This window comes from Breoghania sp. (assembly GCF_963674635.1).
Classification (GTDB): domain Bacteria; phylum Pseudomonadota; class Alphaproteobacteria; order Rhizobiales; family Stappiaceae; genus Breoghania.
Window position 1 is genome coordinate 2,786,609 of sequence record NZ_OY771475.1, and the last position, 14,241, is coordinate 2,800,849.

Genomic DNA, 14,241 nt, shown 5'->3' on the forward strand with positions numbered 1-14,241 from the left:
TTGAGGGTCACTGAGACCATGACAAGACAGAACGACGCGATGGCACTTGCCGAGGCCATCGCGTCTTCACGTGTGAGCGCGCTTGAAGCCATGGAGGCCTCCCTTCAGGCTGCGCGCCAGCACGCGGATCTCGGCGCCATCGACGTGCTCGTGCCGGAATTGGGTCTCAGCCAGGCGAACGCGCTGGAAGATGAACGCCGTGACAATCCCGAGCGATTTGCCACCCGTCCCCTTGCGGGTGTGCCGACGCTTGCCAAGGATCTCGGCGCGCCCTTTGCCGGAATTCCCGGCGCGGCCGGTTCCAACGCCCTGCGTGGGCTTTCCGACGGCAGTGCGGATTCCGAATTTGCCCACCGCATGCGCGAAGCGGGCCTCGTGCCCTTCGGAAACACGCAGGTGCCGGAATTCGGCCTGTCGCTTTCCACCGAGCCCCTGGAACGTGCGCCGACCCGCAATCCGCTTGACCCGGAGCGCGCCGCGGGCGGATCTTCGGGCGGGGCCGCCAGCGCGGTCGCGTCCGGGATTGTCGCCATCGCGCATGCAACCGATGCCGGTGGCTCCATCCGCGTTCCCGCCGCCTGTTGCGGCCTCATCGGACTGAAGCCCTCGCGTGGGGTGATCCCCGGCGGGCCCGATTTCGGCAATCACCTGGGCGGACTTGCCGCCGAGTTCGCCATCTGCCGCTCCATTCGCGATGCGCGGCTTGCCTTCGATCATCTTGCAGGCGATGTGCGCGGGCCGGCACCGGAACCCATGATCGAACAGGCATCGAGCAAATCCGCCGGAAACGCACCGCGAACCATTGGGCTCGTCACGGATTGCGGGCCCTATCCCGTTTCCGCCGCGCGCGCCGATGCCGTCGCCAGGACGGCAGCCCTTCTGGAAGGCGCAGGCCATCGTATCGTCGACCTGCCTTTTGACCGGATCGCCGGTCTGGTTGAGACCGGACGCAGGGCCTTTGACCGGATCATCTGCTCTTTGACAGCGTCCCTTTTCGCCCAAGGAACACTCGATGAAGACAAGATCGAGCCGTTGAGCCGCGCGGTACTGGCGCGCGGACGGGCCATGCAGGCGCATGAACTGTGGAGCGCGCTTCAGGAAGGCGTTCTTGCCGCCCATGCGATGTGGCGGATCTTCGACGAGGTCGATACTGTGCTCGCGCCGATGCTGGCGGACGCACCGCCGCCTCTTGGCGCCTTTCCGACAGACCACGATGACGTCCAAGCGCATTGGGATCGCATGACAGCTTTCGCCCCGCTCGCCTCTCTGGCCAACATCACCGGCGTGCCCGCACTCAGCATGCCCGTGGGCGCCGATGACGAGGGGCTGCCCCTTCCCGTGCAGCTCTTCGCACCGATGGGCGCCGATCGCCGTCTTCTTTCGCTTGGCGCGACGCTTGAGGCTCTTTGTCCGTGGGCCCATCGCTTTCCGGTCGCGGGGCTTGCAGCATGAGCGAGACCCCTGTCCTGCGCCTGTCCAACATCACCAAGACCTTCGGGACGACGGTCGCGAACGATGCCGTCTCCATCGACCTTGCCCATGGCGAGGTTCTGGCGCTTCTGGGGGAAAACGGGGCAGGCAAGACAACGCTGATGTCGATCCTCTTCGGCCATTACACCCCCGACAGCGGATCGGTGGAGGTGGAAGGCCGGGAGTTGCCGCCGGGCCGCCCGCGCGCGGCCATCAATGCGGGCGTGGGCATGGTTCACCAGCATTTCTCGCTGGCGCCGAACCTGACGGTTCTCGAAAACGTCATGACCGGGACGCAGAGCCTGTTGAAGCTGCGCTCCGACACTGGAGCGGCGCGCGCCAAACTTGCGGAACTGGCTGAGCGCTTCGGGCTTGCAGTCGACCCTGATGCGCGACTTGGAGACCTTTCCGTCGGCGAGCAGCAGCGTGTCGAAATCCTGAAGGCGCTCTACAATGACGCGAAGATCCTGATCCTTGACGAGCCGACCGCCGTGCTCACCAATCTGGAGGCAGAGCGCCTTTTCTCCACCTTGCGGGAAATGGCACGGCAGGGGCTGTCGCTGATCTTCATCTCGCACAAGCTGCATGAGGTGATGGCCGCAGCAGACCGGGTGGTGGTCCTGCGCGGCGGCAAGGTGGTGGCCGAACGAAAAGCGGCAGAGACCACCAAGGAAGAGCTCGCCGAATTGATGGTGGGGCGCCGCATCGCACGCCCCAAGCGTGAAGCAGGCGCACCTGGCGCGGTGGTTCTGGAAGCCATCAGCGCCTCGCTTGCCGTTGATGGCGTTGCCCGGCTGTCCGACCTGAATTTCAAGCTCCGGGCGGGCGAAACGCTCGGCATAATCGGGGTTTCCGGCAATGGGCAGGCCCAGCTTGCACAGATGGTTTCGGGCCTCGCCACCCCCACCGCCGGAGAGCTGCGGCTCTTCGACGAGCCAATCAAGGAAGGGGTGGCCGCGCTTGTTGAGGCCGGTGTCGGACGCATTCCGGAGGACCGCAATGCCGAAGGCGCCATCGGCGAGATGACGCTTTGGGAAAACGCGATCCTTGAACGGATGCACAGCCCGCGTTTTTCGAAAAACGGACTGGTCAACCGGGCCGCGGCGCGCGCCTTCGCCACTACGATCATCGAAGAGTTCGACGTGCGCGGCGGCGCGCCTGACCGACGCATACGGCTTCTTTCCGGCGGCAACATGCAGAAGCTCATTCTGGGCCGGAACCTGCATGACCAGCCGAAGCTTCTGATTGCCGCCCAGCCCACGCGCGGCCTCGATGAAGGCGCGATTGCCGCCGTTCACACACGCATTCTGGAGGCACGCAACGCTGGCGCAGCCGTCCTGCTGATTTCGGAGGATCTGGAAGAGGTGATCAATCTGGCCGACCGTATCCAGGCCATCGTCAAGGGACGGCTCTCTCCGCCACTCGCCGCAGAAGAGGCGGATGCGCGCAAGCTCGGCCTGATGATGGCGGGCGATTGGAGCAAGGAGGTCGTCCATGCGTCTTGAACGCCGCGCCCACAGGCCTTTCGGGCTGGTCATTGCCTCGCCGATCATCGCTATCGTTGCGGCACTGGCCATTTCCGGGGTGCTGATCGCGCTTGCGGGCGCGCCCGTTCTGGAAGCCTATTACCAGATCGGCGTCGGCTCCTTCGGATCCCGTCTTGCCGCCACCGAAACGCTGACGCGGGCGACACCTCTCATCTTGACCGGACTGGCCGCCGCCGTCGCCTTCCGCGCACAGGTCTGGAACATCGGTGCAGAAGGCCAATTCTTCATCGGCGCGATTGCAGTTGCCGCCTTCGGTGCGGATCTCACCGCGGGCCTGCCGTCCGCGCTCGCCATTCCGGTCCTGATGATGATCGGCGCGATGGCAGGGGCCTTCGTGCTTTTGTTGCCGCTGGGGCTTCGCCTGCGTTTCGGCGTCGACGAGGTGGTGACCACACTGCTTTTGAATTTCGTGGCCGTGCTTTTCGTCTCCATGATGATCGAAGGCCCGTTGAAGGATCCGCTCGCCTTTGGCTGGCCCCAATCGGTGCCGGTCGCCGACAACGCGCTGCTGCCGAAGATCATTGCGCGCACGCGCCTTCACATCGGACTTGTGGTCGCAATCGTTATCGCCGTCATCGTCTATGCGGTTCAGGCGCGCACCGTCTTCGGGCTTCAGTCAAAGGCTGCGGGCCTCAATCCCCGGGCCGCGCGATTTGCGGGCGTTCCGCTGGCCTCCACGCTCATCAAGGTCGCGTGCCTTTCCGGCGGGCTTGCCGGGCTTGCGGGCGCCGTTGAGGTGATGGGCGTGAAGGGATATGTCACGACCGATCTTTCGCCCGGCTTCGGCTATTCCGGCATCATCGTCGCGATGCTCGCCAACCTGCATCCGGTGGGCGTGGTGGCGGCCGCCATTTTCACCGCCGCCATGTTCGTGGGGGCTGACGGCATGAGCCGGGCCATCGGCATTCCCAGCTACATTGCGGATGTGACCGTCGCTCTTTCGCTGCTGACCATGCTGGTCGCGATCTTCTTCACGCAGTACAGGATCCGCAAATGATGGAGATCCTCGAAATCTTCGGCTCCGCCGGTCTGTGGGCCGCGGTTCTGCGCATCGCGACCCCGCTGATCTTCGGCACACTCGGCGCGCTCCTGTGCGAACGCTCCGGCGTCCTCAATCTCGGCATCGAGGGCATCATGACCTTCGGCGCGATGATTGGCTGGCTCGCCGTCTTCAATGGTGCGGACCTGTGGACCGGGCTCCTGGTCGCCGCCCTTTTCGGCGCGGCCTTCGGGCTGCTTCATGCGGGGCTCACCGTCACCCTCGGGCTTTCCCAGCATGTGACCGGGCTCGGCATCACGCTCTTTGCAAGTTCGCTCAGCTATTTCCTGTTCCGGCTCATCGTGCCGGTGGCGGGTACGCCGCCGACCATCGAGCCGTTCCAGCCGATCGACATTCCCGGCCTGAGCGATCTGCCCTTCATCGGGCCTGCGCTCTTCACCCAGACACCGCCCACCTATCTCGCGATCGTTCTCGCCGTGGTGCTGGCTTATGTCCTGTTCTTCACGCCGCTCGGGCTTGCGGTGAGGATGACGGGCGAGAACCCGCACGCTGCGGAAGCACAGGGCGTGAACCCGGTCAAGGTGCGCTATGGCGCGATCATCCTGGGCAGCGCCCTGATGAGCGTCGGCGGTTCGTTCCTGACGCTGTCGGCCTTCAACTCGTTCTTCCCCACCATGATCCAGGGACGCGGCTGGGTCTGCATCGCGCTGGTGGTCTTCGCCTCCTGGCGGCCGGGACGCGCGCTTCTCGGTGCGTTGCTCTTTGCGTTGTTCGACGCCTATCAGCTGCGCCTTCAGACCGTCGTCGGCAAGGCCGTGCCCTATCAGCTTCTGTTGATGGTGCCTTACGTGATGTCGATTGTCGCTCTTGTGGTGATGGCGCGGCGCGCGCGGGTTCCCCAGGCCCTGATGCAGGCCTATCGGCGCGGCGAACGCTGAGGCTTTCCAGAGGCCGGCCTGCCCCCGCCGGCCTCCCCCAAGGGAGACCTCCCCCAAAAGGTGGCCTTTCCCAAACGCGGCCTGCCCTCCATCACCCGGCATTTCCGGCCAATCGGTCATTTGACGCAGAGGCAACTTCCTCTACAGTCGGGTGATCATGACAGGCTCGGGAGAAGCCTGCGGCTTGGGGGAGGAACACATGGATCTTGGCGCAAGGCTTGAAGGCCGCCGCATTCTCATCACCGGGGCATCAAGCGGGCTGGGCGCGCATTTCGCCCGGCTGTGCGCGAGAAACGGCGCGCGCGTGGCCATCGCGGCCAGACGCGCGGACCGGCTTCAGGCGCTTGTCGGGGAGCTCAGGGAGAGCGGCGCGCAAGATGCCATTTCCTTGCCGCTCGATGTTTCCGACGAGGCTTCCGTCAAGACCTGCATTGGCGATGCGCTGGAGGCGCTGGGGGGACTGGATACGCTCGTCAACAATGCGGGCATGGCGAGCCAGGGGCTCTCCATCGATCATTCCACCGCGGATTTCGACGCCGTTCTTTCCGTCAATCTGCGCGGTGTCTGGTTGATGGCGACAGAGGCGGGCCGTCACTGGCGCGAAACGGGGACGCCGGGGGCAATTGTCAACATCGCCTCGGTCCTGGGCCTCAGGGTTGCGACGGGCGTTGCGCCCTACGCGATTTCGAAGGCCGGCGTGGTGCAGCTTACCAAGGCGATGGCGCTTGAGCTTGCCCGCTTCAACATTCGCGTCAACGCAATTGCGCCGGGCTATTTCTCCACCGAGATCAACGAGGGCTTCTTCGAGACCGCGCAGGGGCAGGCCATGTTGAAGCGCATTCCCATGCGCCGGACCGGCGAAATGGAAGAACTCGACGCCCCCTTCCTGCTTCTGGCCAGCGACGCCTCCTCCTTCATGACCGGGGCCATCGTGCCCGTCGATGGCGGGCATCTCGTCAATTCGCTTTGACACCTCGTTCAAGGAAACCGATCGATGGATTTCACGCTTGATCCCCGTCACGAGGCTCTTCGCCAGCGGGTGCGCGCTTTCGTGGACGAGCACCTGCTGCCGCTGGAGGGCGATCCCGCCACTTTCAACGAGTTCGAGAACATCCGTCTGAGCTTGCGTGACGCATTGCGCGTCAAGGCCAGGGACGTCGGCCTGTGGGCGCCGCAGATGCCGCCGTCGCGCGGCGGCCTCGGCCTGCCAATGGTCGGGCAGGCCGCTTTTTACGAAGAAGCCAATCGCTGCATCTTCGGGCCCTCCATCTTCAATTGCGCAGCCCCCGATGACGGCAACATGCGGGTCCTGGAAATGGTGGCGAGCGAGGAACAGAAGGCCCGCTGGCTCCAGCCCATCGTGGATGGGAAGGTCAATTCCTCCTTCGTCATGACCGAGCCGCATCCGGGCGGCGGATCGGATCCCGGCATGATCCAGACGCGCGCGGAACGTCATGGCGACATGTGGAGGATCTATGGCCGCAAGTGGTTCATTTCCGGCGCGGCCATCGCCAAGCACTTCATACTGATCGCGCGCACCGATCCCGATCCCGCCAACACCCGAAAGCACCTGACGGCCTTTCTCTTCCATCGCGACCAGCTCAACTGGCGGATCGTCCGCCGGATCGAGAACATGGGACCGGACGAGCATGGCGGGGTGTGCGAACTTGAATTCGACGGGCTGGAGATCCCCGACAGCGACCGACTGATGGAGGTGGGCGATGGGCTGAAGGTCACCCAGATCCGTCTCGGGCCCGCCCGTCTCACCCATTGCATGCGGTGGCTTGGGCTTTCCAAGCGCGCAATGGAGATCGCACAGGATTACGTCTCCACCCGCGAGAGCTTCGGCATCCGGCTGGCCGATCGGGAATCGGTCGGGCTGACGCTCGGCGAGCTCGCCCATGACATCCAGATCGGGCGGCTTCTCGTCATGAACGCGGCCTGGAAGCTCGATCGGGGCGCGCGGGCACGCAAGGAAGTCTCAAGCGCCAAGATCCACGTGGCCGACACGTTGCACAAGGCGGTCGACAGCGCCATCCAGCTCAATGGCGCACGCGGCTATTCCAAGGACACGGCCCTGGAATGGATGTACCGCTACGCGCGTTGCGCCCGCCTCGTGGATGGCGCATCGGAGGTGCACAAGATGGTGCTGTCACGCTTCTATGCGCAGGAAGGTGACGACTACTGGCAATGGGGCTGACGGAAATTTCGCCGGCTCATCACTTGTCGGGCTGTTCAATCGCAGCTCGCCATTCCTCCAGCACGTCAGGGTCCGCTTCAGTCGCTTCGCGCCCTTTCCTTAGCCGGGTAAGCTCTTCCGTTTTCAGCAGACGCGAGAGGGCCCAAACAGCTGCCCCGCGCACCTCCGGCGAAGGATCGTCAAGGAGGAGTTTCGCCCTGGCTGCCAGACCGGCATCTGCCGAGTTTCCGATTGCGATCAGAACATTGCGGACGAACCTGTCCCGACCAATACGCTTGACGGGCGAGCCTGAAAAGAGCGCACGGAAGGCGGCATCATCCAGCGCAACCAGATCTTCCAGCATCGGGGCCTGAAGATCGAGCCGGGCCTTCAGCTTCGCCTCGCGCGCACTTTCGGCGAACTTGTTCCACGGACAGACCGCAAGGCAATCATCGCAGCCATAGATGCGATTGCCGATGGCGGTTCGAAATTCGCGTGGGATCGGCCCCTTGTGCTCGATGGTCAGATAGGAGATGCAACGCCCCGCATCGAGCCTGTAGGGGGCCGGAAACGCCTTTGTGGGGCAGATGTCGAGGCAGGCGCGACAGGAGCCGCAACGGTCGGTTTCCGGCTCGTCCGGCGGCAGATCCAGCGTTGTGAAGATCGAGCCGAGAAAAAGCCAGGAGCCGAAGTCGCGCGAAACCAGATTGGTGTGCTTGCCTTGCCAGCCAAGACCGCTGGCGGCGGCGAGCGGCTTTTCCATCACGGGAGCCGTATCGACGAAGACCTTCAGATCCGCGCCATCTTCGGGAAGCTCTGCCATCTCGCGCGCGGCGGCGAGGATCTGGCTGGCCAGCGTCTTCAGCTTGCCCTTGATGATGTCATGATAATCGCGGTGGCGGGCATAAACGGAAATCGAGCCGATCTCCGCGCTGGCGAGGTTTTCCAACGGATCGTGATCGGGCCCGTAATTCATCCCAAGCATGACGATGGAGCGCACCTGCGGCCAGAGCGCGCGCGGGGCTGCGCGGCGCTCAGCCGTTTCCTCCATCCAAGTCATGGTGGCGTGGTGGCCATCGCCCAGAAAGCGCGCAAGCCGGTCCCCGGCCTTGGGGATCGCATCGGCATGGGTGATGCGGCACACGTCGAAGCCCAGGGCTTCCGCCCGCTCGGCGATGACCGCCTTCAACCGCATGCCATGCCCCTCCCGCATTCGGCCCTGACCGGACCGGCGCGCCAGCGCCAATCAGAAATCGAGATCAGCGTAGCTTTTCGCCGGCCGCATGCCCGGGATCGTCTCCCCCAGAAGAGAGCGGAAGCTTGGGCGCGACTTGACGCGAGCGTACCATGCCTTGGCATGCTCGTCCTCGTCCCACGGCACCTCGCCCAGGTAGTCGGCGCAGGAAAGCTCCGCGGCTGCCGCGATATCGGCAAAGCTGATCCGGTCTCCGCCAAGCCAGCGCCTCGAAGCGGCGAGATAGCCGATATAGCGCATGTGGTGGCGGATATTGGTGCGCGCGGCGCGCAGCACAGCCGAATCAGGCTCGCCGCCCCCCGCCGATTTCGGCATTTCCAGCTTGTAGATCTTTTCGCGCACGAAATGGCCGATCACGTCCTGATCGAGTTTCCCGAGGAACCACTCCACCAGACGCCGCACTTCCGCACGGCGTTCGGCATTGTCGGGCATGAGACGCTTGTCGGGGATCATGTAGCCGCGCGTCTCGTCGAGATATTCCATAATCACGGCGCCACCGCACACAGGCGTTCCGTCATTCTCCACCGCAACGGGCACGGTGCCCGCGGGGTTGATCAGCAGAAACTCGCGGCGGCGCTGCCAAGGGTACTCGAGATAGGATTCGAAATTCACCCCATATTCGTGCAATGCCAGCCGAACAAAACGAGAGGCGGGCGAGAAGGGATGGTGATACAGGATCAGCATTCGTGGTTCATATACTCATGACACAGTCTGTCGGATCGCAGGCGCATAAGCCATGCACCGCAACCCGGAAACCGGAAAACGGACCTTACCGACAACCTATGGTCGCCTGAATGATCGAAAAGACCCATAACTGACGCTGCCAAGTGACGCCAGCATCATTGCACGAGCCTCTTCAATGCACGAGTCTCGCCCCCAACCCCGCACGTCCTCATCGCCAAGCCCTACCCGGCTTTTGCAAAATCATCAACGGATCGCATTGCCATGGACCAACAGACCATCATCGAGGCGCTCATTCTGGGCACCGTGGAAGGCCTGACCGAATTCATTCCCGTCTCCTCGACCGGCCACCTGTTGCTTCTGGGCCATTTCATCGGATTCGACAATCCGGGCAAGACATTCGAGGTCCTTATCCAGCTCGGATCGATCCTCGCCATCCTGTCGGTCTATTTCGCCAGGCTCTGGCACCTTGCCATCAGCCTGCCGAGCGATCCGCGCAGCCGCTATTTCGTTGCTGGCATCCTGCTGGCCTTCATGCCCGCCGCCGTGATCGGCTTTTTCGCCCATGGCTTCATCAAGGCGGTGCTGTTCGAATCACCCGCCCTCATCTGCTCCACGCTGCTTGTTGGCGGCGTGATTCTCCTGTGGGTCGACCGGCTCGACCTCAAACCGCGCTATCACGATGTCACGCAATATCCGATGCGCCTCTATTTCGGCATTGGCCTGTGCCAGACGCTGGCCATGGTGCCGGGCGTCTCGCGCTCAGGCTCGACCATCGTCGGCGCGTTGCTGATGGGCACGGACAAGCGCTCTGCGGCGGAGTTTTCCTTCTTCCTCGCCATGCCCACCATGGCAGGGGCCTTCGCGCTCGATCTCTTCAAGAACCGTGATCTGCTCTCCATGGACGACATGGCGATCATCGCCGTCGGCTTCGTGACCGCCTTCATTGCGGGCGTCATCGTGGTGCGCTGGCTGTTGAACTACGTCGCCCGCCATGGCTTCAAGCTTTTCGCATGGTGGCGGATCATTGTCGGGCTGGCCGGTTTTGCCGGGCTTTACCTTCTGGGCTGAACCCGACGGCGCCTTTGGAAACAAAAAGCGGCAGCGCCTCACCAGGCCTGCCGCTTTTTCTGTCTCAGATGCCCCGGCAAGGGGCCACCGGTCTATTTCGCGTGATAGGCCGAATCAAACTGGCCATGGACGCGGAAGCGCCACAGGTAGCCCGGCAGGATGGAGGCAAGCGTGACCGGCGTGATGCCGAGCCCTGAAAGCGTATGCCCCGCGGCGACCGCTTCCTCCGAGACCACGTTGTCGGACTTGAGCATCGCGACCTGATCCCTCGTCAGCGGCGCGCCGGGGAGCAGCTGCAGGATACGGGCAAGCGTGCCGGCCAGCCGGAAGGACAGGGGCACGAGAAGCCGCTTTCGGCCGGTGATTTCCAGCATCATCTCCAGGCATTCTCGGAAGGTCTTCACCTGAGGACCGCCAAGCTCGTAGGTCGCACCGGCTTCTGCCTCGCCCTCGATCGCACGGGCCACCGCTTCCGCCACATCGCCGACGAAGACCGGCTGGAAGCGCGTCTTTCCCCCGCCGATGAGCGGCAGGAAGGGCGACATGCGGGCCATGGAGGCGAAGCGGTTGAAGAAGTCGTCCTCCGGACCGAACAGGATGGAGGGACGCATGATCACGGCCTCGGGCACCAGTTCGCGCATGGCGGCTTCACCGGCGGCCTTGGAGCGCGCGTAACCGGCGGGTGACTTCGCATCCGCGCCGATAGCCGACATGTGAACCAGATTGGTGATGCCAGCATCCTTGCAGGCTTGCGCCACGGCACGGGCCCCGAACGCCTGCACGGCGTCGAAGGTCTGGCGTCCGCTCTGGGCAAGAATGCCGACGAGGTTCACGACTGCGTCGGCGCCTGCCACGGCATGGGCGAGCGAATCGGGATAACGCAGATTCGCCTGCACCGCGTGGATCTGGCCCACGGAGCCGAGCGGCTGGAGGTGAAAGGCAAGATCGGGCCTGCGAACGGCCACTCGAACCCGCCATCCGCGCCTTGCCAGCGCATGCACCACATGACGACCGACAAAGCCGGAACCGCCAAATACCGTCACAAGCTTCCCATTGAGCGGAGTGGTCATGATCGCTCCTTCGTCTCAGCCCACCTTACGCGGTGCCGACATGTCACGTCCGAAAGACGCCCCTCGCACATGAAAGGCGAGATTCGTATCCGGCCAGCGGTCGCAGGCCGGGCGAATGTCACGACGCCGTTTCGGGCGGGCGAGACATTCGGGACCGGCCCGACATGAGGCACCGGTCGTCAGCGCCTCATGTCGAAGATGCGAACCGCGCGTCATCAGCACGTTACAGCCGTCATAGCCGCTTGTTGCGGGCGTGTGAAGTGCGCACGAATTCGCAAACGCATTCACGCGCAAATGCCATCCGATCGAATGGGTGTTGATAACCTGTGCGGGTGCCGTGCGAAGGTGATTGACAGGCGCGGGTCGTGTCCGTATGTATCGCCGTCATCGGCCCAGGTGGCGGAATTGGTAGACGCGCTAGCTTCAGGTGCTAGTGCTCGAAAGGGCGTGGAGGTTCGAGTCCTCTCCTGGGCACCATTTCCCGGCTCTGGCAGCTACCACTGTCAGAGATCTTTGAAAAAGCTCCGGAAAACCGGAGCTTTTTTCGTTTCAAGGGCGGAGTTTCATCGTCGGCTCGTTCGAGCCCGCCCGCTCGGCTTGAAGCCGGCAGGCGCACACGATGCGCGCGGCGCTCAGAAACCGCCGACCTTGGCGCGATCTCCGTCGTCGTAGGGCATGCCACCAGACGAACATGCAAGCAGACTGCGCATCTGACCGGGCGCAAGTGCGGGCGATATCAGCGGCCCTTGAAATTCCGTACAGCCGATATCCTTGAGCATTTCGTATTCTTCAACGGTCTCCACACCTTCCACAACCATTCCGATTTTCAAGGTGTGCACCAGATTGACAAGCGCCCCGATGATCGAGCGCGCCTCCGTCACACTGCCCAGCGCATTGATGAAGGCGCGATCCACCTTGAGCTTGTCGACGCCGTGTTCGCGCAGATAGTTCAGGGAAACGTTGTCGGTGCTGAAGCAGGTGAGCACGATCCCCACGCCGGCAGAACGAAGCTGCGCAAGGCAATTGCGGACGCGCTCGGAATGCCGCAAGCGCTCACCGTTGCGGATTTCGAAGCAGACGCGGCCCGGATCGATGCCATGGGCGGAGATGATCTCCAGGATCCTGTCTGCCAACCGTTCATTTTGAAAATGGGCGGGCGTCATGGGGACGCTTACCCAGGGAACATTGCAGGAAGCGGCGAAGGCACAGATCGCGTTCAAGGCATATTCGCCAAGCTGGGTGATCAGACCACTCGTTTCCGCAATTGCGACGATTATCTCGGAGCGGACGCCGGTATAGTCTGAGTGTTCCCAGAGCAGCTGAGCCTGTACGCCGACCAGATTGCCCTTCCTGGCGCCATGGATAGGCTCGTAGACGAATTGCAGATCTTCCTGACGCTCCAAAGCGCGCCTCAATTCCCGGCCAATTGCGCGCCGCTTGCGGACGATGTCGTCCATGTCCTCGACGAAAACCTGGAAACAGCCTCGACCGTTCTCCTTGGCCTGATAGAGAGCGATATCGGCTTTCCGCAACATGTCGTCGCCGCTATCCGAAGCGCGTGACAATGCCACCCCGATACTCGCCCCGACAGAAGCATGGTCGCCGTCGAGATCGAATGGCCTGCCCAATTCATCGATCACCCGCCTCGACAGGATCTCGGCATCATTGTCATTGGCGACCCCGACCTGGATGATCGCGAACTCATCACCGCTCAGGCGTGCAATCGTGTCGCTCGCGCGGCCAATCGAGACGAGCCGTTTCGCCACTTCCACCAGCAGGCGATCGCCGACAGGATGCCCGAGCGTGTCATTGACGTTCTTGAAACCATCCAGATCCAGATAGTGAACCGCGATCTGGACGCCCTCTCTTTTGGCGACTTCCAGCGCATGGACGAGCCTGTCCTGGAACAGGGCGCGATTGGGAATGCCGGTGAGAGAGTCATAGAACGCCATATGCTGCGCCTTGGCCTTGCTGGCCGCCAGATCGTCGGACATGCCACGAAGCCTGATCATCAGCAGAATGACCAGCAAACCGGCGCAGGCGAGCCCGGCCACGGCGAAAGGACCAACCGCCTTCAGGAGGGCGCGCGCCGGTCGGTGCGGCATCCAGGTGAAACCACCCAAGACCTCGCCAGCTTTGTTGCGGACTTGCAGCCAGGGGCCGATTTCACGCGCCCTGTCGCCTTGAACGAATGCGAGATTGCGCAACCCGAACCGGCTCCCCAGTTCCTTGCTCACATCATCATTGAGTGTCTGGGCGACGACTTGCAGATATTCCGTTCCCGGGCTCTGAACCGGATCCGCGCCGGTGCCCACCAACGGTCGAATGCTGACACCGGCGACGCTGCCATCGGAAAAGGCGACGAAATCACTAACAAAGACCGTTGAGAGGGCTTCGTTCGTATCGTCCCGCCCCACGACGGCCTGCGCCATGTCCCGCCTCAATGCCTCGATCAGTGGCGCAAGGGCCGGCTCATCGGAGAGAAAGCGCGCATCTGGAACCAGCTTGCCATCACGCGCCGCCCTCACCGCCCGATCCGAGGCGTCGAGCAGATAGACCCTCTGGTACCCGTAGAACTCGCCCATCCATTCAACGAGATTTTCGGAAAGCCACGGTTCGTCATTCGCGCGCGCAGCTTCCACCGCGTCGTTCCAGATGGTCACACTTTCCTGGGTCTTGGGAAGCTCTTGGACAAGCGCATCGAGACCACTGGCGGCCAACCGCGACTGCTCCTCGGTCGCCTCCTTGTCAATCTGGGAGGCCACCCACCAGCCAACCGCCACAATGGACAGGATCACGGCAATTGTGATCACTGCGAACAAACTGATCGTTCGCTTGGTGATCCTCAGCATGTCGTTTTTCATTCGGCGCCTTCAAACCGGATTGTCAGCGCTGAATATACAAATGCCGTAAACACACTATTACGAATAGATGCGACTACGTATAACTATAAATACATGGTACTTATATGTATTTCCACATATACCCGATACCTTGCACACTGCAACCGCACGTCACTTCAGGTGATTT

At 62.9% G+C, this 14,241-nt stretch carries 11 protein-coding genes and 1 tRNA gene; 8 read left to right on the forward strand and 4 right to left on the reverse strand.

What is annotated here, in order from left to right; translation table 11 throughout:
* Positions 1-18 precede the first annotated feature (18 nt).
* The 6 genes from ABGM93_RS12085 (at position 19) to ABGM93_RS12110 (ending at position 7,155) form a co-directional block, all read left to right on the forward strand.
* Positions 19-1,452: an amidase gene (locus tag ABGM93_RS12085; RefSeq protein WP_321499752.1), complete on the forward strand. Its 1,434-nt coding sequence runs from the start codon at positions 19-21 to the stop codon at positions 1,450-1,452.
* Positions 1,449-2,975, forward strand: coding sequence for an ABC transporter ATP-binding protein (locus ABGM93_RS12090; protein WP_321499754.1), 1,527 nt, complete (start codon positions 1,449-1,451; stop codon positions 2,973-2,975). Before ABGM93_RS12085 ends, ABGM93_RS12090 begins: the two co-directional genes overlap by 4 nt.
* Positions 2,965-4,014, forward strand: a complete 1,050-nt coding sequence (locus tag ABGM93_RS12095) for an ABC transporter permease (RefSeq protein ID WP_321499757.1) — start codon at positions 2,965-2,967, stop codon at positions 4,012-4,014. Before ABGM93_RS12090 ends, ABGM93_RS12095 begins: the two co-directional genes overlap by 11 nt.
* A complete protein-coding gene (locus ABGM93_RS12100) occupies positions 4,011-4,955 on the forward strand; it encodes an ABC transporter permease (protein ID WP_321499759.1) in 945 nt (314 codons plus the stop codon). Before ABGM93_RS12095 ends, ABGM93_RS12100 begins: the two co-directional genes overlap by 4 nt.
* Positions 4,956-5,154: 199 nt before the next feature.
* Entirely contained in the window at positions 5,155-5,925 is a 771-nt protein-coding gene (locus ABGM93_RS12105) for an SDR family NAD(P)-dependent oxidoreductase (protein WP_321499761.1), read from the forward strand.
* Between the two features lie 24 nt (positions 5,926-5,949).
* Positions 5,950-7,155, forward strand: coding sequence for an acyl-CoA dehydrogenase family protein (locus tag ABGM93_RS12110; RefSeq protein WP_321499763.1), 1,206 nt, complete (start codon positions 5,950-5,952; stop codon positions 7,153-7,155).
* Between the two features lie 19 nt (positions 7,156-7,174).
* Here the strand turns inward: ABGM93_RS12110 and queG are convergent, their stop codons facing one another.
* Complete coding sequence (gene queG, locus ABGM93_RS12115) at positions 7,175-8,329, reverse strand: tRNA epoxyqueuosine(34) reductase QueG (protein WP_321499766.1); 1,155 nt, start codon at positions 8,327-8,329, stop codon at positions 7,175-7,177.
* A 51-nt stretch (positions 8,330-8,380) separates the two neighbouring features.
* Entirely contained in the window at positions 8,381-9,073 is a 693-nt protein-coding gene (locus ABGM93_RS12120; RefSeq protein ID WP_321499768.1) for a glutathione S-transferase family protein, read from the reverse strand.
* Positions 9,074-9,334: 261 nt separating this feature from the next.
* Between ABGM93_RS12120 and ABGM93_RS12125 the strand changes: the two genes are divergently transcribed.
* Positions 9,335-10,141: an undecaprenyl-diphosphate phosphatase gene (locus tag ABGM93_RS12125; RefSeq protein WP_321499771.1), complete on the forward strand. Its 807-nt coding sequence runs from the start codon at positions 9,335-9,337 to the stop codon at positions 10,139-10,141.
* A gap of 92 nt (positions 10,142-10,233) precedes the next feature.
* Here the strand turns inward: ABGM93_RS12125 and ABGM93_RS12130 are convergent, their stop codons facing one another.
* Complete coding sequence (locus ABGM93_RS12130) at positions 10,234-11,211, reverse strand: complex I NDUFA9 subunit family protein (RefSeq protein ID WP_321499773.1); 978 nt, start codon at positions 11,209-11,211, stop codon at positions 10,234-10,236.
* A 390-nt stretch (positions 11,212-11,601) separates the two neighbouring features.
* Here ABGM93_RS12130 and ABGM93_RS12135 point away from each other — a divergent pair.
* Positions 11,602-11,688, forward strand: a tRNA-Leu gene (locus tag ABGM93_RS12135).
* Positions 11,689-11,843: 155 nt separating this feature from the next.
* On the opposite strand, the gene ABGM93_RS12140 is transcribed toward ABGM93_RS12135, so the two are convergent.
* On the reverse strand, positions 11,844-14,075 hold the full coding sequence (locus tag ABGM93_RS12140) for an EAL domain-containing protein (protein ID WP_321499774.1): 2,232 nt from the start codon (positions 14,073-14,075) through the stop codon (positions 11,844-11,846).
* Positions 14,076-14,241 lie beyond the last annotated feature (166 nt).